Source organism: Mycobacteroides abscessus ATCC 19977 (assembly GCF_000069185.1).
In the GTDB taxonomy this organism is placed as follows: Bacteria; Actinomycetota; Actinomycetes; order Mycobacteriales; family Mycobacteriaceae; genus Mycobacterium; species Mycobacterium abscessus.
In genome coordinates this window covers 3,678,492-3,700,515 of record NC_010397.1, presented here as the reverse complement: position 1 = coordinate 3,700,515, position 22,024 = coordinate 3,678,492, and the positions used below count along the sequence as shown (strand labels likewise).

Here is a 22,024-nt window from a genome sequence, read left to right as displayed (position 1 = left end):
AGAGGGACCGACAATTAATCAGCGCCCATGAGGTCGACCACCGCCTGCGGGATGTTCGGCATCCGGCGCACCGCATCGATCATGGCGTGCGCGGAGGTATCGGCGAGCCAATCGACATCCAGTTCGGGGTTGAGGGCGCGCTGCCGGGCCAATTCCTGGTTGAAGGCCAGCCAGGCCCGAATGACCACCTTCAGGTCGGTCACCAGCGCCGGCGTCATCTCGTCACCGGCCACATGATCGACGACGGCCATGATGCGATCGGTCTGCTTGTCGTATTCCTGCTGCTCGATGGCCATCACCGTGGGGTCGGCCGAATCGATCATCCGGAAGACCGTCACGGGCGCGAAGGGATGTTCTTCCTGGTAATGCAGGTAGACCAGCAGAGTGCGCCGCAGCCGCTCGAAACCGGAAAGCGTTTGGTCCATGTCGAGTGAGATCGTGGCGTCATAGAGCCTGTCGTACTCGGCCTGCATGACTGCCGTGTAGAACGCGCGCTTGTCGGGGAAGTAGCGGTACAGCAGCGCCCGCGAGACACCGGCCTGTTCAGCTACCTCGTCCATGCGGACGTCGTCATAGTGACGCTCACCAAATAGCTGGGTGCCGAAGTCGAGGAGCTCGGCGCGGCGATCTTCTGGAGTGAGCCGACGACGAGGCGATGCGCCGCTCGGGCGAACTGCATCGGAGTCGTCGGTCATCCCCACGATTTTACTAGTCGACCGCGCCGGACTTGGCGAGATCGGTTAGCCCGCCGATCTGCTTGCCGATCAGCCGAAGTGAACTCCTTGGGCCAACGGCAGTTCCGTCGAGTAGTTGACGGTGTTGGTGACGCGTCGCATGTAGGCCTTCCAGGAATCGGATCCCGACTCGCGGCCACCGCCGGTTTCCTTCTCTCCACCGAACGCTCCGCCGATCTCGGCTCCCGAGGTACCGATGTTGACGTTCGCGATTCCACAGTCGGATCCGTCAGCGGCCAGGAAGCGTTCGGCCTCACGCATGTCAAGGGTGAAGATCGCTGAGGAAAGTCCCTGGGGCACTGCGTTGTTCAGTGCAATCGCCTCGTCGAGCGTGTCGTAGTCGAGGACATACAAGATGGGGGCGAAGGTTTCCCGGTGCACGACGTCACTCTGCTCGGGCATCCGGACCACGGCAGGGGTGACATAAAACGAACCGTCACCCAGCTCGCGGCGTTCGCCACCGACCACGGTTCCGCCTTGTGCACGAGCGGTTTCCAGCGCGTCCTGCATATCGCGGAACGCCTTGTCGTTGATCAGTGGGCCTATCAGGGTCTGCTCGTCGAAGGGGCTGCCCACCGGTAGCTGACCATAGGCATGGACGATGCGTTCGACCAATCCGTCGGCAATGGAACGGTGAACGATCAATCGTCGCAGTGTGGTACACCGTTGGCCCGCGGTTCCCGCAGCGGAGAACACAATGCCCCGCACCGCGAGGTCCAAGTCGGCCGACGGAGTGACGATCGCGGCGTTATTGCCGCCCAATTCGAGCAGCGACCGGCCGAAGCGGGCGGCCACCCGCGGGCCGACCTGCTGGCCCATCCGCACCGAGCCGGTAGCGCTCACCAGCGCGATGCGCGGATCGTCGACGAGTTGCTCACCCACCTCGCGGCCGCCCTGGATCAATCGGCTGACCTGCGGTGGTGCCCCCACGTCGGCGGCCGCACGGTCCAAAAGTGCCTGGCAGGCAACAGCAGTCAACGGCGTCAGCTCGGAGGGCTTCCACACCACCGTGTCACCGCAAACCAGGGCGATCGCGGTGTTCCACGACCAGACGGCGACGGGGAAGTTGAATGCGGAGATGACGCCGACAACGCCGAGCGGATGCCAGGACTCCATGAGGCGATGTCCCGCGCGCTCGGAGGCCATGGTCTTGCCGTACAGCTGCCGGGAGAGCCCGACTGCGAACTGGCAGATGTCGATCATCTCCTGTACCTCGCCGAGGGCCTCGGAGACGATCTTCCCGGCCTCGATGGTGACCAACTCGGCCAGATCCTTTTTGTGCTCGACCAGCAGCTCACCTAGACGGGCCACCAACGCGCCGCGTATGGGCCCGGGGGTGGTGCGCCATTGCGAAAATGCCTGGGCAGCTTCGGCTATTGCCGTGTCGACATCGTCTTTCGAACTCGCGGTGAGGATGAAGAGCGTGTCACCGGTGATGGGAGTGCGGACGGTGACGCCTTGGTCCCCGACAGGCGGTTCGGTGTTGAGTTCCACGTCCGCACCGATCCAGCGGAGTGCGTTCTGCGCCCTGGTGCGCAATTCGTCGGCCGATGGCAGTACGCCAGGGGAGGGGGCAGGCAGTGTCGTGGTCATCGGGTCGCTCCTGTCGTGAGATCGGATTGTGCGGCGATAGCGGCGTACAGCGCATATGGATCGTGGATCTCCCGGCCGATGGCGCCGGACATCCATTCCTTCGAGTAGGCGGTGACCGATTCATCGGCACCGTCTCCATATGCGCCGTCGCCATCGAGGTTTGACCGGAAGATGCCGGCGGCTGAGCGTGGCAGGAAGTCCTCGTACACGATGGGGCTGCGCACGATTTGTCCTCCGGGGGCCATTTCGGTGCGGAAGTATGCGAGTCCCTGCTCATCGAGTCCGGCCTCGGTGTCAGGAAAATAGCTGGCCCACATGGACGCGGCCTGTTCGGGATCTGCCTGAGCGGTGTCGATGGCGGCCACGGCGTCGTCGTAGCGACCGCGGCCCGCGGGAGTGAGCGCAATGCCCCGGGCCTCGACCTCGCCGAATCGCACCCGCAGCGTGTCGCTTCCCACCGAACCGTCACTCATGCGGAAACATCGCGGCTCAGCCAATGCCCGGAACGATGTCTGCCGCAGCAGGACCTCGGGCCCGTGCCAGCGGGGTGGGCCCTGGATCGCCTCGATCATGGTGACGCCGCGTGCGGTCATTCGGCGGTAGAGATCATCGATATCGAGCACCCGCGGGGTGAGGTGGTTGATATGTGTGCGGGCCACCCCAGCGATATCAGCGGCGACCGGGGAAACCGCGGAAAGTTCGTCGTACCAAGCGCGGTCGATGGGCGCCGACGACAATGCGAAGGCGTTGACAGCCTCTGCGATGAAGTCATCGGCCTGTGCCGGCGTGGAGCCGCCCGCTGCGCTGATCAGCCGTGCGTGGGCGAGCAGCGCCGGGTCGAACAGCTCTCGTTGTCTCACGAAATTCTCCACCCGCCCACGCAAGTCCGGGTCGAAGAAACGGCGATCGGCGGTGGCCAGCATCGACGTGAATACCCGGAAGGGGTTGAGCGCCAGCTCATTTTCATCGATCGGCCGGAATGCGGTGGAGACCACCGGCACGGGCGACGCGGCATCACGCAAGTCATAGAAGTCGACGGGATACATCCCGAACGCCTCGAATAGATCGGCAACGGCAGCCAGTTCGCGGGGGCTGCCCACCCGAATCGCCCCATGGCGTTCCGCGGTCACACGCTGGATGGACCCGAGACGCTCGGCATCCGGATGCGTTGTGGCGTAAGTCTGGTTTACCGCGGTGCTCACCTCCACCAAGGTGTTGTACGCGGGAACCTCTGTCCCGTACATCTGCGAGAGCGCCCCGGCGAAGCGGGCGCGGAGCTCCCAGCGCTGCACCAGGGCGGTCATCGAATTCGTCCCTGAGTTGAGGCGATTGGCCTGTGCAAGTCCGTTCCTTGTTCTGCCTGGTCGCGGTACTCTGCCCCCGTGACTGTGGATTCCGAGAGGACGCCCGAGCGACCGCTCGACGATGTCGATCGAATTCTGGTGCGCGAGTTGGCTCGCGATGGCCGGGCTACTCTCGCGCATTTGGCCGCCAAGGCGGGACTGTCGATCTCGGCGGTGCAAACCCGCGTACGGAGACTGGAAGCTCGGGGGGTGCTCGCCGGGTACGCGGCGCGGGTCAATCCGGAGTCGGTCGGCCAGCTGTTGTCGGCGTTCGTGGCAATCACCCCTCTCGATCCTTCTCAACCCGATGATGCTCCTGCGCGGCTTGAGCACATCGACGCCATCGAGTCGTGCTATTCGGTGGCAGGCGAGGAGAGTTACGTCCTCCTGGTGCGGGTGCCGTCACCGCGTGCGCTCGAGGAGCTGCTGCAGCTGATCCGCACCACCGCCAATGTTCGCACGCGAAGCACCATCATCTTACAAACTTTTTACGATGGCCGCCAGCTTGTGCCGTAAAAATTCTTGTTGATATGTAGAGAAGTCGTAAATACTGCGTTAGTGTGGCTCTATGACCGCACTGATCTTTCCTGGGTTCCAGGCCGGCCCGACGCACGGTGACCAGGCAACGCGCCCCGATCCGGTGACACCGGACCGAGTGCACGACGTGCTGCGCCGCAGCATTCTGGCCGACGGGATGGACCTCGTGCTCGATCTGGAGCGTTCCCATGGGGCGCACCTGGTGGATGCTCGCGACGGAACCGACTATCTCGACATGTTCACCTTCTTCGCCTCATCAGCGCTGGGCATGAACCATCCGATGCTGGCCGAGGACGATGAGTTCCGTGCCGAACTGGCCACGGCTGCCATCAACAAGCCGAGCAATTCCGACATCTACACCGTCGAGATGGCTCGTTTTGTCGACACATTCGCGCGGGTTCTGGGTGATCCTGCCCTTCCGCATCTGTTCTTCGTCGACGGCGGCGCGCTGGCCGTCGAGAACGCGCTGAAGGTGGCATTCGACTGGAAGAGTCGTTGGAACGAGGCGCACGGAATTGATGCGTCGTTGGGCACCAAGGTATTACACCTACGCGAGGCATTTCATGGCCGCAGCGGATACACCATGTCGCTGACCAACACCGACCCCAACAAGGTTGCACGATTCCCTAAGTTCGACTGGCCGCGGATCGATGCGCCCTATCTGCGACCGGGCGCCGATATCGAGGCCCTGGAAGCCTCGGCATTAGCGCAAGCGCGGCGCGCCTTCGCCGAAAACCCGCACGACATAGCTTGTTTCATCGCCGAACCGATTCAGGGCGAGGGCGGCGATCACCACTTCCGTCCGGAGTTCTTCCACGCCATGCGTGCGCTGTGTCACGAGAATGATGCCCTGTTCATCTTCGACGAGGTGCAGACCGGGTGCGGGCTCACCGGGACGGCCTGGGCATTCCAGCAACTGGGTGTGATCCCCGACGTCGTGGCCTTCGGGAAGAAGACCCAGGTATGTGGCGTGATGGCGGGTGGACGCGTCGACGAGGTTGACGACAACGTCTTTGCCGTCAGCTCTCGTATCAACTCCACGTGGGGCGGCAACCTGGTCGACATGGTGCGGTCCCGTCGCATCTTGGAAGTGGTTGAGGCGCAGCGCCTTTTCGCGAACGCGATGCGGATGGGTGAGTATCTACTCGAACGTCTGCAGACGCTGGCGGTGCGCCATGACGCGGTCGGCGACGTCCGCGGCCGGGGCCTGATGTGTGCGTTCAGTCTTCCGACTGCCGAAGAGCGCGATCATCTGGTGCAGCGCCTCTGGGCCGATGAGCGCGTCATTTTGCTGCCCAGCGGCGAGAACAGCGTTCGGTTCCGGCCGCCGCTGATTGTCAGCGCCGAGGAGATCGACGCCGCGGTGGCCGCGGTATCACGCGTGTTGGCGCTGCGATGAGCGCATTGCGCGAAGAGCACAAGGTCAGTCACCAGGCGTAAGGCGAGTGCTCACGCGCCGTGCGCAGCGCGGCGCCCCACCATGCCAATTCGTCGAGCATCGTCTTGGCGGCCGTTTCGGCGTCGCGGCTGTCGGTGAGTCTGCCGTCTTCGTCGAACTGGCTCCAGACGCCGTGGAAGCTCACCACGTCCCGGGTGGTCACCGCATGGAGCTCGGCGAATACCAATCGCAGTTGCTCAATGGCGCGCAATCCGCCCGACATGCCGCCGTATGAGGTGAATCCGACCGGCTTGGCCTGCCATTCGCTGTGATGCCAGTCGATCAGGTTCTTCAGCGGGGCGGGGAAACTGTGGTTGTACTCCGGCGTGACCACCAGAAACGCGTCGGCAATGCGTAATCGAGCAGTCACCCTCGCCAGCTGAGCGGTGTCCTGCGTCCCCGGCCGCTTGGAAAGATGGAGGGGCAGAGGGTAATCCGCAAGGTCGATGTATCCAACGTCAAAGGCAGGGTGGGTGCGTGCGCTCTGTGCGATCCAGTTCGCCACGGTCGGGCCGAACCGGCCGTCGCGGGTGCTGGCGCAGATCACGGCGAGGCGCAACGGGGTGGTTGACGTGTTCACGCGCCAATCGTCGTACCTAAAGTGCACTCGAGGTCAAGTGGCTTCTTTCCGTCACGCGAGCATGGCGTCGGCGAAGCGCCGCACCGCCGCGACGGCCTCCTGTTCGGCGTCACCCGCGCCGGGGTAGTCGGCGCGGGCGCGCGACTCGATTTCTGCGGTGACGGGGTCGAGACGCACCTCGGCCACCATCTCGGCGGTGGTCGGTTCGCAGACGGCCCAGCTGTAGAGGCGATCGCTGTCCCAATCCGCGGCGCGCACGGTCACGTAGTCCGCGTCGTCGACGCCCAGCGACGTCAATGCCGGACGGTCATCCATACGCTCGTCGGCGCGCAGGGCGCGCAGGTACCAGGCGCCTGCGTTGATCTCGATGGGTTCCATAAGGCTAGAAATGCGTCGAGCGTGAAGCTGCGGCGGCAATTCGATGAGAATCCCGCCGTAGCTTCACGCTCGACGACAAGGTCCTACTTGATTTCGGCGATGACCGTGCCCTGGGTGATGGCGGCCCCGGCCTCGACACTCAGCCCGGTGACGGTACCGGCCTTGTGCGCGGTGACGGGGTTCTCCATCTTCATGGCCTCCAGCACCACGATCAGCTCGCCGGCCTCGACCTCCTGGCCCTCCTCAACCGCGACCTTGACCACGGTGCCCTGCATCGGCGCGGTGACCGAGTCGCCGGTGGCAGCGCCACCGCCGTGGCCGCCACGCTTGCGGGCCTTGGGCTTCTTGCGCACCACACCGTTCGCGGCGCCGCCTCCTCCGCCGAGCGAGATGTCACCGGGCAGCGACACCTCGAGACGGCGGCCGCCGACCTCGACGACCAGCTTCTGGCGGGGCAGGGCCTCGTCCTCGTCGGCTGCCTCACCGCCAGCGGTGAACGGCTCGATGGTGTTGTTCCACTCGGTCTCGATCCAGCGGGTGTGGACGGTGAAGCCGTCCTCGTCGCCGATGAAGGCAGGGTCGGACACCACGGCGCGGTGGAACGGGATGACGGTGGCCAGGCCCTCGACGTTGAACTCGGCCAGTGCGCGCCGCGAGCGGGCGAGGGCCTCGTTGCGGTCGCGGCCGGTCACGATCAGCTTGGCCAGCATGGAGTCGAACTGGCCGCCGATCACGGATCCGGCCTGAACGCCCGAATCCAGGCGCACGCCGGGACCGGTCGGGGTGTCATACACCTTGACCGGGCCGGGGGCCGGCAGGAAGTTGCGGCCGGCGTCCTCGCCGTTGATGCGGAACTCGATCGAGTGGCCACGCGGCTCGGGGTCTTCGGTGAACTGCAGCGCCTCGCCGTTGGCGATCTTGAACTGCTCGAGCACCAGATCGACGCCCGCGGTCTCCTCGGTGACGGGGTGTTCCACCTGCAGACGGGTGTTGACCTCGAGGAAGGAGATCAGGCCGTCCTGGCCCACCAGGTATTCCACGGTGCCGGCACCGTAGTACCCGGCCTCCTTGCAGATGCGCTTGGCGGACTCGTGGATCTCCTTGCGCTGGGCGTCGGTCAGGAACGGCGCCGGCGCCTCTTCGACCAGCTTCTGGAAGCGGCGCTGCAGCGAGCAGTCGCGGGTGCCGGCGACCACGACATTGCCGTGCTGGTCGGCGATGACCTGGGCCTCGACGTGGCGCGGCTTGTCCAAGTAGCGCTCCACGAAGCACTCGCCGCGACCGAACGCGGCGACGGCCTCGCGGGTGGCCGACTCAAACAGCTCGGGTACCTCTTCGAGGGTGCGGGCCACCTTCATGCCGCGGCCACCACCGCCGAAGGCGGCCTTGATGGCGATGGGGAGACCATGCTCCTTGGCGAAGGCGACGACCTCGTCAGCGTCCTTCACGGGATCGGGGGTGCCGGGGACCAGCGGGGCCTGCGCACGTGCCGCGATGTGGCGGGCGGTGACCTTGTCGCCGAGGTCGCGGATGGACTGCGGGCTGGGCCCGATCCAGATCAGCCCGGCATCGATGACGGCCTGGGCAAAGTCTGCGTTCTCTGACAGGAAGCCGTAGCCGGGGTGGATAGCGTTGGCACCGGACTTCTCGGCGGCCTCCAGGATCTTGCCGAAGTCCAGGTAGGACTCGGCGGCGGTGTTACCGCCGATGCCGAAGGCCTCGTCGGCGAGGTGGACGTGGGGGGCATCAGCATCGGGTTCGGCGTAGATCGCGACGCTGCCCAGTCCAGCGTCCTTCGCCGCGCGGATCACCCGAACCGCAATCTCGCCGCGGTTGGCGACGAGTACCTTGCTGATCTTCGAGCTGGCGTGATTGGGCACCGGGCCTCCTGGATCGTTAGTGCTGTTCTTTATCGATTTCTTAAAGTCTCGGCAGTGAGTTTATGCATCCGTGGCGTCAAACACACATCGGGGATGGGGTGTGCCGCCCCTGTTTTTACCTACTGGTGAGTAGCTTTAGGACAGTCTTCGCTTGATACGAGTCAACATCGCCGACATCCCGCGCAGCCGCAGCGGGCTGATCAACGCGGCCAATCCGAGGTCGGCATAGAAGTCGTCGGGCACCGCCAGGATCGCGTCGGCCGACTGGCCGTCGAGACCCTGCTGCAGGATCGAGGCGAACCCGCGCGTGGTCGGGGCCTCGGCGGGTGCGCTGAAGTACAGGTGGACCTCAGTGCGGTCGCTGGCGTCGACATCCAGGAACAACGGTGATTGGCACTCCGGCACGGGTTCCATCGCGGCCTGCTCTAAATGCGATGGCAGCTCGGGCAGTTCGCTCGAAAACTCCAGCAACAGCTGCAGCTTGTCCTGGCCGTCGACGGCTTTGAAGTCGGCGACGATCTCGGCGAGCTCTGCGGGGAGTGTCACGGCGTTTATTGGGTGGGTACGGCGCCGGGCTTGTCGCCCTTGACGATCGGTGTCCGTACCCGGTTGCCCCATTCGGTCCAGGACCCGTCGTAGTTGCGGACGCCTTCGACGCCTAGCAGGTGGGTGAGGACGAACCAGGTGTGGCTGGAACGCTCGCCGATTCGGCAGTACGCGACGATGTCGCCGTCGGCGGCGATGACGTCGCCGTAGATCTCGTCGAGCTCGCCGCGGCGCCGGAATCGGCTGTCTTCGGCGGCGGCCTTGGCCCACGGGATGGAGACGGCGGTGGGGATGTGTCCGCCGCGCAGCGCTCCCTCTTCTGGGTAGTCGGGCATGTGGGTGCGTTCGCCGGTGTATTCCGCAGGTGAGCGCACATCGATCAGCGGACCGTGGCCCAGATGTGCCAGCACATCATCGGCGTAGGCGCGGATCGGGGCGTCGTTGCGCTCCACCACGGGGTAGCCCTCGGTGTGCTTGGAAGGGACGTCGAGGGTGGTATCGCGGCCCTCGGAAATCCACAGGTCTCGCCCGCCGTCGAGCAGCCTGACGTCGGGATGCCCGAACAGGGTGAATACCCACAGTGCGTACGCGGCCCACCAGTTGGACTTGTCCCCGTAGATGACGACGGTGTCCTCGCGGCGGATTCCCTTGCGATTCATCAACTCTGCGAACTGTGCGCCGTCGATATAATCCCGGACCGTACTGTCGTTCAGGTCGACGTGCCAGTCGATTTTCACCGCGCCGGGTACGTGCCCGATGTCGTAGAGAAGAACGTCCTCATCGGACTCCACGATGGACAGTCCGGGGGTGCCTAGGTGTCCCGAAAGCCAGTCGGCGGAGACGAGGCGTTCGGGGTGCGCGTAGGCGGCGAATTCGGGGCTGGGGTCGGCCGGGAGGGTCACCCTTTGAGACTAGTCGCGTTCGCGGGCAGTCGGCTCATCGAGCCGGATACCGACGTCGGATACGCGGTGCGTTGCTGGTCGCGGTGCGAGAATTCGCCAATGCCGGACTGGACATATCACCCGCTGAGCCCGATCGTCGCGTCGGTGCTCGGTGAGCACAGGACGCGGGTGTGGGCCATGAAGGCCCTGGCGCTGCTCGTGACGCGGGTGGGCGGAAGCTGCTGGATTCCCCGGGTGTTCGATCACGCCCCGGTTCCGCCGCAGTGGCAGGACAGATTTGGGGCGACGGTCCCGCCGTCCATCGCGCGTGAGGCCATCGCGGTGTTGCCGGTGCAGGGTGCCGGGGTTGTCGAGATCGCTCCGGTGGGCATCGCCGATGTGCCGCAGGTGTGTGCGGCGGCCGTCGGTCGAAGGTGCCGGGTGACTGCGCTTGCCGCCACGCCAGCGGCGGCCGATGCGGTGGCGCCCTACGTCGACGCGGTGTCCTTTCCGGGCGAGGCCGGGGTGGTGCGGCTCAGCGACCCCGCGATAGCGTCGGCTGTCCGCGAGCTGGCGGACCCGGCTACGGCCGTGCTCGCGACACCGACGGTGTTGATCGAGGCCGGGCCGGGCTGGTTCAACCGGGTGATCGAAGCCGCTACGCCGACCACACCGCCGAAGGCGTTGCGCGATATCGGTTTCGATCCGCGCGCGTGGCCCGCGTGGATATGGGGTGCGCTGACGGGTCTTGGGCTCGTCGTCGCCGGTATCGGTGCGGCCGCCATAGCGTTGGGGCCGGTGTTGTTGTGGTACGACCGCGATTATCTGGGCCAGTCGGTGCACGATTTACACGAGGTGAACCAGCACCTGATCGGATTTCTGCAGCATGACCGCCTCACCATGGCGGGCAACATGATTGGTATTGGGATTCTGTACTTGGGGTTGGCCTGGGGTGGAATAAGGGAGGGACACCGGTGGGCTCGCAACGCTTTGCTGATCTCCGGGACGGTGTCCTTTCTGACGTACTTCTACTTCTTGGTGACGGGGTTCCTCGAGCCGCTGCACACGCTCGTGGTTGTCGCGCTGTTCCCCATGCTGGTACTGGCGGTGTGGCGTGCCCCTACGCAAGCGCATTGGCCGCCCGTCGTAGAGGGCCCGGAATCGCAACGCCGACGCGCGTTGTGGGGACAGCTGCTGATGATTGCGGTAGGTGGAGGCCTGTTCGTTGCCGGAGCGGTGATTTCGACGGTCGGGTTGACAACGGTGTTTGTTCCTACCGACCTGGATTTCCTGGGCACCGGGTCATCGCAGCTGCGTTCCGCCAATCAACATCTGTTGCCGTTCATCGCTCATGACCGCGCAGGTTTCGGTGGAGCGCTGATGGGGGCCGGGCTGGCGGTGCTGCTGATCAGCATGTGGGGCTGGCGCCGCGGCGAGCGCTGGGTGTGGTGGTCACTATTACTCGGATGTGCGTTCGGCACGGTGCCGGTCTTGGCTGTCCACTTCTCCATTGGGTACACCCATTTCGAGCACTTGCTACCCGTGTATGTGTTGGTGGTTGTGACGGTGGTTGCCCTCGCCTTGTCGAGGGCATACCTCACCACACCCTTGGCTCAGTCGCCGCGGATCAGCCGGTAGCTGCTGACGCACGCTGACAAGTAACCGCTACCTGAACCACTGTGACAGAACCGAATTCAGCCGCGTAGCGTCAGACCGCTGACCTCCGCCACGATCTCCAGTGATCGCAGCTGCAACTTCCGGTCTGGTGCGTTGGGCACCACGATGAGCTCGTCGGCATCGGCCAGCTGCGCAAAATCTTCCAGGTAGGCGCCTACTTGATCCGCGGTGCCGACGGCGAAGTACTTGGTCATCGACTGAATCTGTCGTCCGGCCGGTGACTCCAGCGCGGCGAGCGCCTCCTCGTCGGTGAGGCGGGGGCCGCCGCTGCGGTGCAGAAAAAGCTTGGCGCGCTCGATCAGCGCTGCTTGATGCTGATCGCGTGCGGTGGCCTCATCGTCCGCGGCGATCACGTTGACACCGGCCAGCACATAGGGCGCATCGAGCTGCTGGGACGGCTGGAACTCCCGCCGGTACAAGGCGACAGCGTCCTGCAACGCGGGGGGTGCGAAGTGCGAGGCGAAACCGTAGGGCAGCCCCAACACCGCCGCCAGCTTCGCGCCGAACAATGAGGACCCGAGGATGTACAGCGGTACCTGGGTCCCGTGGCCGGGTGTCGCGGTGACGCCGGGAACACGGCTCTGATCGCCCAGGAAGGCCTGCAGTTCCAGGACGTCCTGCGGAAAATGTTCGGCGTCGCCGGGGCCGTGCCGCAACGCGCGCAGGGTCACCTGGTCCGTTCCCGGTGCGCGGCCAAGGCCCAGGTCGATGCGCCCCGGGTGCAGCGTTTCCAGCGTTCCGAACTGCTCGGCGATCTGCAGCGGGGAGTGGTTGGGCAGCATGATGCCGCCCGCGCCGAGCCGGATGGTGGAGGTCTGCGTGGCCACGTGCGCGATGAGGACACTCGTCGCCGAGGAGGCAATGGAGCGCATGTTGTGGTGTTCGGCGTACCAGACGCGATGAAATCCCAGGGTCTCCGCATGCCGGGCTATCTCGACGCTCGCAGCGAAACTCTCGGCCACGGTCTCGTGCGGCGCGACCCGCGCCAGATCCAGAATCGATACCGGTCTCGCCATGATTTACCGCAACTCCTGGTGTTTCTCCGCTATTCCCCCGTGGGACGCACCATAGAAGGTACAAACGGAGGGTGCCCTTCATTCCGACAGCAGCGGAACTGGCGGGTGCTCTCGCCGATCTGCTCGACGACCTCCAACCGGAGCTGCCCTCCACCTCGGTGCATCGTGCGCGCGTCGGCGCCAACATCGCCAGGATTCTGCAGCGCGAACTGACAGTGCCGGCGCCGCCCACCCAGGATTCTTCCTGGGACGAGCTGGTCCAGTCGGTGCGCGCCGAGCTGGCGATCGTCAAGCCCGGCTACGACGCCTGGGAGGGCGAATGAGTGACCTGACGGAAGGTCTGACCCGCTATCTGCGTGACGAGTTCGGCAAGGATTTCACGGTTTCGGGTGTGGTCGGCGTTTCGGCTGGTGCCAGACGACGAAATGTACTCCTGGATGCCACGTTCGGGAGCGAGACCCTCGAACTGGTGGCGACGATCGTGCCCGCAGCGGTGCAGCAGATACCGGTGAGCGGCGAGGCGGGGGTGCGTGAGCTGGCGCGGAGCAACGGTGTTCCGGTACCACGGGTGCGCGGTATCTGCCCGGACGCCGCATATGTGGGTGCACCCTTCATGATCTCCGAACGGATAGCGGGAGAGACGGTGCCGCGCAAGGTGCTTCGGCTGGTGGAGGCACGCGGCATCGGTGATCTGGTCGCCGGCCAGCTCGGCTCGGCCATGGGTCGGCTGCACGGGATCGACCCCGCGATGGCACCGCCCGATCTGCCCGGTGATCTGGAGTCCGAACCCGCGGTCGTCATGTTGGAGCAGATGCGTGAGGGAGTCGCGGCCTTGCTTCCGGACCGGCCGGTGTTCCAGCGCGCACTGTCCTGGCTGACCGAGCGCATGCCTGGGCCTCCTGTTCGACGGTCCCTGGTGCATACCGACATTCGCAATGGCAACGTCATCGTGGGCGAGGACGGGCTGCGGGCCGTCCTGGACTGGGAAGGCACCACCCGGTTCGGTGATCCCATGCGGGATGTCGGTTGGACGGCGTTGCGCATGTGGAGATTTGGACTCGACGACCGCGAATTCGGCGGCTTCGCCGGTCGCGACGTATTTGTGCGGTCGTATGAAGAATCCGGTGGGACATTCGACCCGGAACGGTTTCAGTGGTGGAAGGTCCTGGGCACCCTGTGGTGGGGCGTGGGCCTTGCCGCGCAAGCAAAGTCCTATCTGGACGGGAGCGTACGGGACATCGTGATGGCCGCCAGCGGCCGGCGGATACCCGAGATCGAATGGGACTTGCTGATGTTGACCAAGCCGTCGGAGCGGGAAGGAACGAGATGAACTTCGAACTGCCGCCCGAACTCGTCGATTATCTGGCAGAGCTCGACGGATTCATCGACCGTGAGATCGTGCCGCTCGAGCAGGCCGATGACAACATCCGATTCTTCGACCACCGGCGAGAAGATTCTCGAACCGATTGGGAGCGTGGCGGTCTGCCCAACAGAGAATGGGAGGCGTTGCTCGGCGAGGCACGCAGGCGCGCGGACGTGGCGGGGCACTTTCGGTATCCCTTTCCCGCGGAATTCGGCGGACGGGACGGATCCAACCTCGGTATGGCGGTCATTCGCGAACACCTGGCACGGCGTGGCCTGGGATTGCACTGTGACCTGCAGAACGAACACGCCATCGTCGGCAACAACGTGGGCCTGCTGCTCATGTTGGAGTACGGCTCGGACGAGCAGAAGGCCGCGTGGGTGGAGGGGCTCGCCGGCGGCACCAAGGTGTTCGCGTTCGGCATCACCGAACCCGAACACGGCTCCGATGCCACGTACATGGAAACCCGTGCGGTCAAGGATGGGCCGGACTGGGTGATCAACGGTGAGAAGACCTGGAACACCGGGGTGCACGTCGCCGACGCCGACCTGATATTCGCACGTACCTCGGGTGAGCCTGGTGACGGCCGTGGTATCACAGCCTTCCTGGTACCTGCGGACGCCCCAGGCTTCAAGGTCGAGGAATACCTCTGGACTTTCAACATGCCGACCGACCACGCCCACGTATCGCTGACCGACGTGCGAGTACCGGACGCCGCGATCTTCGGCGGGGAGGGGCGCGGCCTGGGGGTGGTACAGCACTTCTTCAACGAGAACCGCATCCGGCAGGCCGCCTCCAGCCTTGGTGCGGCGCAGTTCTGTATCGACAGGTCCGTTGCGTACGCCAAGGAACGCAGGCCCTTTGGGAAGGCGCTGGCGTCCAACCAGGCCATCCAGTTTCCGCTCGTCGAGCTGCAGACGCAGTGCGAGATGCTGCGGGCCCTGATCCACAAGACCGCCTGGTCCATGGACACCTATGGCCCCTTCTCCGTCTCCGAGCAGGTCTCGATGTGCAATTACGTGGCCAACCGGTTGTGCTGTGAGGCCGCCGACCGGGCCATGCAGGTGCACGGCGGAATGGGCTATTCGCGGCATATGCCGTTCGAGCACATCTACCGACACCATCGGCGTTACCGGATCACGGAGGGCGCCGAGGAGATTCAGATGCGTAGGGTAGCCGGGTACATGTTCGGTTTCATGAGTCAAAAGGCACCCAAGGGGGTTTAGTGGCACAGGCGTCGCCGCCCGTCGTGGTCGTCATGGGCGTGGCAGGAGCGGGCAAGACGACGGTCGCCCGGCTGTTGGCGCAGCGGTTGGATGCTCCTTATGCCGAGGGGGACGATTTCCACCCCGAAGCAAATATCGCCAAGATGGCCGCAGGCATCCCACTGGACGACACCGATCGCGAGCCGTGGCTGCGGCGCATCGCCGAATGGATTTGCGAGCATGGACGCGCGGGGACAGGCGGCGTAGTCACCTGCTCCGCGCTCAAACGTCATTACCGCGACATTCTGCGTACCGGGTGGTCTGACGTGTTCTTTCTGCATCTATCCGGCAATCGGTCGCTCGTCGGTGATCGGATGTCGCATCGTGCCGGGCATTTCATGCCTACGTCGCTGCTGGACTCGCAGTTCGACATTCTCGAACCGCTGCAATCCGACGAGAAGGGCGTCGCACTGGATGTGGGCACCGAGCCGGAGCAATTGGTGGCAGAGGCGTTGAGGCAGTTCGGCGTATGAACGCCGGGCTGGTGCTCCTGGCCGAACAGGCGAACGTCGCGCACACCACGAGTGAGGTCCGGCTGCTCGCCGCTGTGCTGCTGAGTATCGGGGCGATCATTCTGCTCATCACCCGCCTTCGGCTGCATCCGTTCCTGGCGCTGCTGTTGGGGTCGGGGACACTGGCTGCCGCCGCGAGCGTCCCGTTCGACAAGTTGCTGGGCTCGTTTGTGACGGGGTTCGGCTCGACCATCGCCGGTGTTGGGCTGCTCATCGGCCTGGGTGCGATGCTCGGCCGGCTGCTGGCCGATTCCGGCGGGGCGAACATCGTGGCCGACGCCGTGCTCACCCGGTCCAGTCCACGTCTGCTGCCGTGGGCAGTGGCGTCGATCGCCGCCGTGCTGGGCCTGCCCTTGTTCTTCGAAGTGGGTGTGGTGCTGTTGATTCCGATTGTGCTCTTGGTGGCACGTCGGGGAAATGTGCCACTGCTACGGGTGGGCATCCCAGCGCTGGCGGGCCTGTCAGTACTGCATGGGCTGGTGCCGCCGCATCCGGGCCCGTTGGTGGCAGTGGATGCGCTGAAGGCCGACCTGGGTGTCACTCTGGCATTCGGACTTGTGGCGGCGGTGCCCACCTTGATCGTGGCGGGACCGCTCTACGCGCGGATCGCGGAGCGCTGGGTGGGGCCGTTGGACATTCCCACCGCGACGGCGCCTGAAGCCGAGCGCACGGGGCCCGCACCCAGCGTGGTGGCAGTGCTGGCGACCATCTTGCTACCGGTGACGCTGATGTTGGCGAAGGCGTTGTCCGATGTCGTCATCGACAATCCGAAATCGTTGGTGCAGCGGATCTTCGATACGATCGGGACCCCACTGGTTGCGCTGTTGGCAGCGACGTTGGTGGCCATGGTGACACTGGGCAAGGCATCGGGTCTGGATCGGATTGGTGTCGCGGGGATCATCGAGAAGTCGCTGGGACCCATCGCGGGAATTGTCTTCATCGTTGGTGCCGGTGGCGGATTCAAGCAGACGCTCATCGATGTCGGGGTGGGAGACGCGGTGAGCAGTTGGTCGGAGAAATGGCAGATTCCCGCGCTGGTGCTCGGCTGGCTCATCGCGGTGCTCATTCGATTGGCCACCGGATCAGCCACGGTAGCCACCATTACGGCCGCCGGTATCGTCTCGCCGTTGGCCGCCGACATGTCCACCGCCCATGTCGCGCTACTGGTACTGGCGGTGGGTGCCGGATCACTGTTCTTCTCGCACGTGAACGACGCCGGATTCTGGTTGGTCAAGGAGTATTTCGGTATGAGTGTGGGCCAGACGCTCAAGTCGTGGTCGGTGATGGAAACGCTGATCTCGGTTGTCGGATTCGCGATGGTGCTGCTGCTGAGTGTCGTGGTCTGACGCTTTTGTCCGCGCCGATGAACTGCGACAGGCCGCGAACTTCCTGTTCAGAGCTAGATACTTAGGTACTGCGGCGCCAGCACGATCGAGTAGAGGATGGTCCGGTAGGCGCGGGTAGGGTCGGTAACCCATTGGCTCACCAGGAAATACAGCGTTTGCGTGCCGTCGGGGTTCATGGTGATGTTGACGACCTGCGGCCCATATGGCTGCAGCAGTTTGTGCGGATCGCGCGAAATGAACGGATCATCGGCTCGGGGATCGGACGGATCGTTGCGGATGAGCACCGTCATGGGCTCGCTGACCAATTCCTGCGGAGTGCGGAACAGCTTGAGCCCGATGTGGGCATCGCCCGAACCGTTCGCGTCGAGCAACCCGAAACCTCCTGCGGGTAGCGCGAACAACTGGTTCTCGCGGTCCCCTCCGCCCTTGATCTGGCCGAGCTTCTCCCACGCCGACGAGTCAAGGAATGCCGGATCGTCGATCGGTGGGGTGAGCCAGGCCAAACGCGGCGCCCAGGGCCCGGTGCCGATGTTCCCGGCCACCAGCATCCGGCGGCCGGGCGCCGAGACCCCGCTCGGCTGAGAGATTCCGGCCATGACACCCACCGGGTGGTACGTGGTCTGGCCCGGCTCGCTCACGTCGTACACGGTGGTATCGGCCGAGACGAAGGTGCTGCAACCGGGGGCCGGAATGCATGAGGCGAACAAGAAGGAACGGTGTGCCAGCTGGGCAGACCCGGTCGGCAGCAGCCGAGCACCATTCTGCGCATTCTCGGGCAGCGCAAGGGGTTTGGTTCGGCCGCCTAGTGCAACCGACGGACGCGCGGGGTCCACAGGAATCAACTGGATACCGTCGCCGGTGTTCAGGTAGTCGCCCGTCCATAGGCATGCCCCACGGTTGGTGTGTACACCGAGGTCGAAGGAGTCATTGTCGCAGGCGATTTGGAAGCTGGTGTTGACCGACGGCATATGTGGGATCGGAATGCCCTGAGCATCCTTGAATTCCTGCTGCTGGGTCGGCCCGATCATCACCAGCGAGTCGGACAGCGGCACCATGCGCGGCGGCAGTGCCGGGACGGTCGGTGTGTCGGGGTGAAAAGGTTTGGGCGGCACATGCTTTTCATGGCGGATCCACAGCGACGAAGCCGAGACGCCCAGCTTGTTCAGCAGCCGGCCCACCAGCGGAACGCTGACCCCGATCACGTTCGAGGGGTCGCCGTCGATGCCGTCGATGAACCAGCCTCCCAGGCCGTCGAGCGTGAAGGCTCCGGCCACCTGTAGCGGTTCGCCGGTGGCCAAGTAAGCCTCGAGGTCATCGGCCGACGGGGTACCGAAACGCACTGTGGTCGATCGTGTTTCGCTCACACGGGCAACAGGTTTACCGTCGAGCACCCGCACCAGGCAGTGCCCGGTGAGCAGCTCGGCGCTGCGCCCGGCCATCAGTTCCCAGCGGCGGCGTGCTTCCTTGACGGTGCCCGGTTTGCCTTGCAACGAGCCGTCGAGCAGCAGCAGGGAATCGCAGCCCAGCACCACCGCGTCGGCGGCCACCTCACCCGCCAAGGCTGTGGCGACATCAAATGCCTTGGCGGACGCCAGCACTTCCACAGCACGTGAAGGTGGGGTGCCGGAGGGCTGTGTCGCCATGACCAGATGCTCGTCGACGTGCGACACGATAACGACCGGATTCAGGCCGGCCTGCTCCAAGATCCGCTCACGTGCGGGGGACGCGGACGCGAGGACGAATGTTGTTGAGCCGCTCGCGCGAAGACCAGGGGTAGCGGTCACGGGACCCGAGGGCTGCTATCTAGTACGTGCCGCGGGGGCGAGCGAGCTTCGCCCGCTCGAACAGGGTGACTCGCTGCCAGCTGTGCGGGCTGTAGCGCAGCATGTCAATCGGCTCGGCCCAGAGATTGCGGGGCTTGAGTTCGGCGGCTTCGGCCTTGGACGCGAGCGCACTGAGCGCTGCGACCAGGGCCGCGATCTCCTCGTCGGTCGGGTTGCCGCTGAGCACTTGGATGTCGGCGGCCTTGACTCGGCCCTCCCCGCCGGGGTTCGCTTCAGCGGCTACGGTCTCGTCGGTCACGGACGTACCTTCTTCATTGGTCACAGCGGAATGTTTCCGTGCTTCTTCGGTGGGAGCCGCACGATCTTGCGATCGAGCAAGCGCAGCGACGTAGCGATGTAGCCGCGGGTGTGCGACGGCGGGATGACCGCGTCGACGTATCCGCGCTCGGCGGCGATGTAGGGGTTCACCAGGGTGTCTTCGTACTCCGCCTGCAGCTGAAGGCGCAGGGCATCCACGTCGTCACCGTTCTTGGCGGCCTCGGCCAGCTGCGAGCGGTACACGAACCCGACGGCACCCGATGCGCCCATGACGGCGATCTGCGCGGTGGGCCATGCGACGTTGACGTCGGCACCCATGTGCTTGGATCCCATCACGTCGTACGCGCCGCCGTAGGCCTTGCGGGTGATGACGGTGATCTTCGGAACGGTGGCCTCACCGTAGGCGTACAGCAGCTTGGCGCCGCGCCGGATGATGCCGTTGTATTCCTGCTCGGTGCCGGGCAGGAAGCCGGGCACATCCTCCAGGGTGATGATCGGGATGCCGAAGCAGTCGCAGGTGCGGATGAATCGTGCGGCCTTCTCGGACGCGTTGATATCCAGGCAGCCGGCGAACTGGGTCGGCTGGTTGGCGACGATGCCCACGCTGCGGCCGTCGATGCGGCCGAAGCCGACGATGATGTTCTGCGCGTAGCCCGCCTGCACCTCGAGGAATTCGTCGTCGTCGAGGATGCGGGTGATGACCTCGTGCATGTCGTACGGCTGGTTCGGGGAGTCCGGGATCAGCGTGTCCAGTTCGAGGTCTTCCTCGGTGAGGTGGTCCTCGATGGCACCGTCGGTGGGCTCCGGTCCGGGGTAGCGCGGGGGCTCGGAGGCATTGTTGGAGGGCAGGTAGCTCAGGATGTCGCGGACGTAATCGAAGGCGTCCTGCTCGCCGGAGGCCACGTAGTGCGCGGTGCCGGACTTGGCCATGTGGGTGTGGGCGCCGCCCAGCTCCTCCATGGTGACGTCCTCGCCGGTGACGGTCTTGATGACGTCGGGGCCGGTGATGAACATTTGGCTGGTCTGGTCGACCATCACCACGAAGTCGGTCAGTGCGGGGGAGTACACGTGGCCACCGGCCGCGGGACCCATGATCAGCGAGATCTGCGGGATGACACCGGAGGCGATGACGTTGCGATGGAAGATCTGGCCGTACAGGCCGAGGGAGACGACGCCCTCTTGAATACGGGCGCCGGCACCTTCGTTGATGCCGATCAGGGGACGACCGGTCTTGATGGCCAGGTCCATGACCTTGACGATCTTTTCGCCGTAGACCTCACCGAGGCTGCCGCCGAAGACCGATACGTCCTGGCTGAAGATGCAGACGTCGCGGCCGTCGATGGTGCCGAAACCGGTCACGACACCGTCACCGAGCGGGCGCTTGGACTCCAGGCCGAAGTTGGTGCTGCGGTGGCGGGCCAGCGCATCCAGCTCGACGAACGAGCCCTCGTCCAACAGCGCGAAGATGCGCTCGCGGGCGGTCAGCTTGCCCTTGGCGTGGATCTTGTCGACGGCGGCCTCACCTACCGGGTGCAGTGCTTCCTCATTGCGCCGACGCAGATCGGCGAGCTTGCCCGCGGTGGTATGTATGTCGGGCTGGGGAGCCGCGGCGTCGGCGGCGGTGTGGCTGTCGGACTCGGTGGTCGTCATGGGTCCCGATGCTATCGCGCGCCACCCGGCAGAACACGCATGGGCCTTAGAGAGTTCTCAGAAATTTTCACGAAGAGATGTCCGCCGATCGCGGTAGATAGAAGGAGATGGACAAACAGCCTGCATTGGATGCCGACGAGGTGTTCACGATCGTGTCCCATTTCGACCGTCTTGACGTCGCGGATGCCGAGGCCGCGCTGCGTGCGGCGGCAGAGCTGGCCGGATGCCCGGTGGGTGTGCGGTGGTCCGATGCGACAGAGCCCACGGTATGGCTGGAGCGGGAGGGTCCGGCCCGGGCCACCGACGAGCTGCTGCTGCACCGGCTGCGTCATCTGCTGAACCGACTGAACCGAGCGGTGCCCGCCCAGGGGGCTACCTCGCTACGTATCGACGACCCTGCCCTGATCGAACTGCTGTTATCGGGAGAAGCGAAGCCCGAAGAGCGGGCGCGCGCGGCGCGTCTTCTGGGGCTCGACGCCACACGTGAGCTGCGCGTGCTGGCGACCTCGTCGCCCGGGAGCGCCACGAGGCTTCTCGCCAAGGCCCTGCCCGGCCAATCGATCCGGACGGCCACCATCGGCCGAGTCGGCGCTGTGTTGTGCCAGTCGGCCCGGGACACCACATCACTGTCGGATCACCTGAACGAGGTGATCGTCGACGAGTTTCCGGCCTCGGCGCACTCGGAGCGGGGCCCATGGCTTGGCATAGGGGCGAGTGTCGCCGTCCTCGAGGCATCCACATCATGGAACCAGGCCCAGCGGGCACTGCGCTTCGCCTCGTCCACGGGTTTCGGTCGCCGCGCCATTGCCTACGAGCGGCTCAGTCTGCTGGAGGTCCTCGCCGATATTCCGGTGGAGCGCGTGCGCGAGATTGATGATGTGGTGCGTATCAACCAGATCGCGTCGACGGCGGCCGGTGCCGCCGAGGTGGACACGTTGGAGGCGCTCTGCCAATACGGCACGTTGCGTCGCACCGCGACGGAACTACATCTGCACCACAGCACGGTCGCCGCACGCATCCAGCATGTCGAGCGGTCAATGGGCTGGGACCTGGACGACCCTATCGACCGATTTCTGGCCACCTTCGCGTTGATGCTACGACGCGTATCGCTGTCCGCCACCGAGTTGGCGGGTGGCTAGACCGCCGCGTGTCGGATGTCGCCCGGGTATTTCTCGACAGCTGT

At 65.1% G+C, this 22,024-nt stretch carries 21 protein-coding genes; 9 read left to right on the top strand and 12 right to left on the bottom strand.

Translation table 11 applies throughout. From position 1 onward, the window contains the following. Window positions 1-14: 14 nt before the first annotated feature. From MAB_RS18505 to hglS, 3 genes are all read right to left on the bottom strand, one after another. Complete coding sequence (locus tag MAB_RS18505) at window positions 15-695, bottom strand: TetR/AcrR family transcriptional regulator (protein ID WP_005111954.1); 681 nt, start codon at window positions 693-695, stop codon at window positions 15-17. A 69-nt stretch (window positions 696-764) separates the two neighbouring features. Then, window positions 765-2,327, bottom strand: coding sequence for an L-piperidine-6-carboxylate dehydrogenase (amaB, locus tag MAB_RS18500; protein WP_005111953.1), 1,563 nt, complete (start codon window positions 2,325-2,327; stop codon window positions 765-767). Next, entirely contained in the window at window positions 2,324-3,631 is a 1,308-nt protein-coding gene (gene hglS, locus MAB_RS18495) for a 2-oxoadipate dioxygenase/decarboxylase (protein WP_005094377.1), read from the bottom strand. Before hglS ends, amaB begins: the two co-directional genes overlap by 4 nt. A 78-nt stretch (window positions 3,632-3,709) precedes the next feature. On the opposite strand from hglS, the gene MAB_RS18490 reads away from it, so the two are divergent. Together MAB_RS18490 and lat are read left to right on the top strand one after the other, a co-directional pair. After that, a complete protein-coding gene (locus MAB_RS18490) occupies window positions 3,710-4,186 on the top strand; it encodes an Lrp/AsnC family transcriptional regulator (protein ID WP_005080764.1) in 477 nt (158 codons plus the stop codon). 124 nt (window positions 4,187-4,310) lie between these two features. After that, entirely contained in the window at window positions 4,311-5,606 is a 1,296-nt protein-coding gene (lat, locus tag MAB_RS18485; RefSeq protein WP_005094374.1) for an L-lysine 6-transaminase, read from the top strand. 28 nt (window positions 5,607-5,634) lie between these two features. Here lat and MAB_RS18480 read toward each other — a convergent pair whose 3' ends face one another. The 5 genes from MAB_RS18480 to MAB_RS18460 all read right to left on the bottom strand — a co-directional run bounded on the left by MAB_RS18480 (window position 5,635) and on the right by MAB_RS18460 (window position 9,931). Then, window positions 5,635-6,225, bottom strand: coding sequence for an NADPH-dependent FMN reductase (locus tag MAB_RS18480; RefSeq protein ID WP_005080770.1), 591 nt, complete (start codon window positions 6,223-6,225; stop codon window positions 5,635-5,637). Window positions 6,226-6,276: 51 nt separating this feature from the next. Then, entirely contained in the window at window positions 6,277-6,603 is a 327-nt protein-coding gene (locus MAB_RS18475; RefSeq protein WP_005080773.1) for a hypothetical protein, read from the bottom strand. 83 nt (window positions 6,604-6,686) lie between these two features. Beyond that, complete coding sequence (locus MAB_RS18470) at window positions 6,687-8,483, bottom strand: acetyl/propionyl/methylcrotonyl-CoA carboxylase subunit alpha (protein ID WP_005080774.1); 1,797 nt, start codon at window positions 8,481-8,483, stop codon at window positions 6,687-6,689. 135 nt (window positions 8,484-8,618) lie between these two features. Beyond that, on the bottom strand, window positions 8,619-9,029 hold the full coding sequence (locus MAB_RS18465; RefSeq protein ID WP_005080777.1) for a SufE family protein: 411 nt from the start codon (window positions 9,027-9,029) through the stop codon (window positions 8,619-8,621). Window positions 9,030-9,034: 5 nt separating this feature from the next. Then, window positions 9,035-9,931, bottom strand: a complete 897-nt coding sequence (locus MAB_RS18460) for a sulfurtransferase (RefSeq protein WP_005077428.1) — start codon at window positions 9,929-9,931, stop codon at window positions 9,035-9,037. A gap of 99 nt (window positions 9,932-10,030) precedes the next feature. Here MAB_RS18460 and MAB_RS18455 point away from each other — a divergent pair, with 99 nt between their 5' ends. After that, complete coding sequence (locus MAB_RS18455) at window positions 10,031-11,548, top strand: hypothetical protein (protein WP_005111949.1); 1,518 nt, start codon at window positions 10,031-10,033, stop codon at window positions 11,546-11,548. 56 nt (window positions 11,549-11,604) lie between these two features. Here the strand turns inward: MAB_RS18455 and MAB_RS18450 are convergent, their stop codons facing one another. Continuing rightward, window positions 11,605-12,603 carry an LLM class flavin-dependent oxidoreductase gene (locus MAB_RS18450; protein ID WP_005094369.1) on the bottom strand — a complete coding sequence of 333 codons (999 nt, stop codon included), beginning with the start codon at window positions 12,601-12,603 and terminating at the stop codon, window positions 11,605-11,607. A 71-nt stretch (window positions 12,604-12,674) separates the two neighbouring features. Between MAB_RS18450 and MAB_RS18445 the strand changes: the two genes are divergently transcribed. From MAB_RS18445 to MAB_RS18425, 5 genes are read left to right on the top strand one after another with little or no spacing between them, the layout of a single operon-like run. After that, the gene (locus tag MAB_RS18445; RefSeq protein ID WP_005094367.1) at window positions 12,675-12,926 is read left to right on the top strand and encodes a hypothetical protein; all 252 of its coding nucleotides are present in this window, start codon (window positions 12,675-12,677) and stop codon (window positions 12,924-12,926) included. Then, window positions 12,923-13,933, top strand: a complete 1,011-nt coding sequence (locus MAB_RS18440; protein ID WP_005111946.1) for a phosphotransferase family protein — start codon at window positions 12,923-12,925, stop codon at window positions 13,931-13,933. Before MAB_RS18445 ends, MAB_RS18440 begins: the two co-directional genes overlap by 4 nt. Then, complete coding sequence (locus MAB_RS18435; protein ID WP_005080787.1) at window positions 13,930-15,192, top strand: acyl-CoA dehydrogenase family protein; 1,263 nt, start codon at window positions 13,930-13,932, stop codon at window positions 15,190-15,192. Before MAB_RS18440 ends, MAB_RS18435 begins: the two co-directional genes overlap by 4 nt. Beyond that, the gene (locus MAB_RS18430) at window positions 15,192-15,704 is read left to right on the top strand and encodes a gluconokinase (RefSeq protein WP_005125205.1); all 513 of its coding nucleotides are present in this window, start codon (window positions 15,192-15,194) and stop codon (window positions 15,702-15,704) included. Before MAB_RS18435 ends, MAB_RS18430 begins: the two co-directional genes overlap by 1 nt. Then, complete coding sequence (locus MAB_RS18425; RefSeq protein WP_012296681.1) at window positions 15,701-17,089, top strand: GntP family permease; 1,389 nt, start codon at window positions 15,701-15,703, stop codon at window positions 17,087-17,089. Before MAB_RS18430 ends, MAB_RS18425 begins: the two co-directional genes overlap by 4 nt. A 53-nt stretch (window positions 17,090-17,142) precedes the next feature. Here MAB_RS18425 and MAB_RS18420 read toward each other — a convergent pair whose 3' ends face one another. From MAB_RS18420 to MAB_RS18410, 3 genes are read right to left on the bottom strand one after another with little or no spacing between them, the layout of a single operon-like run. After that, on the bottom strand, window positions 17,143-18,873 hold the full coding sequence (locus tag MAB_RS18420) for a Maf family protein (protein ID WP_012296680.1): 1,731 nt from the start codon (window positions 18,871-18,873) through the stop codon (window positions 17,143-17,145). Window positions 18,874-18,892: 19 nt separating this feature from the next. Further along, window positions 18,893-19,171: an acyl-CoA carboxylase epsilon subunit gene (locus MAB_RS18415; protein ID WP_005094354.1), complete on the bottom strand. Its 279-nt coding sequence runs from the start codon at window positions 19,169-19,171 to the stop codon at window positions 18,893-18,895. Window positions 19,172-19,191: 20 nt separating this feature from the next. Beyond that, on the bottom strand, window positions 19,192-20,841 hold the full coding sequence (locus MAB_RS18410) for an acyl-CoA carboxylase subunit beta (RefSeq protein WP_005056191.1): 1,650 nt from the start codon (window positions 20,839-20,841) through the stop codon (window positions 19,192-19,194). A 107-nt stretch (window positions 20,842-20,948) separates the two neighbouring features. Between MAB_RS18410 and MAB_RS18405 the strand changes: the two genes are divergently transcribed. Then, the gene (locus tag MAB_RS18405) at window positions 20,949-21,980 is read left to right on the top strand and encodes a PucR family transcriptional regulator (protein ID WP_005111939.1); all 1,032 of its coding nucleotides are present in this window, start codon (window positions 20,949-20,951) and stop codon (window positions 21,978-21,980) included. Window positions 21,981-22,024 lie beyond the last annotated feature (44 nt).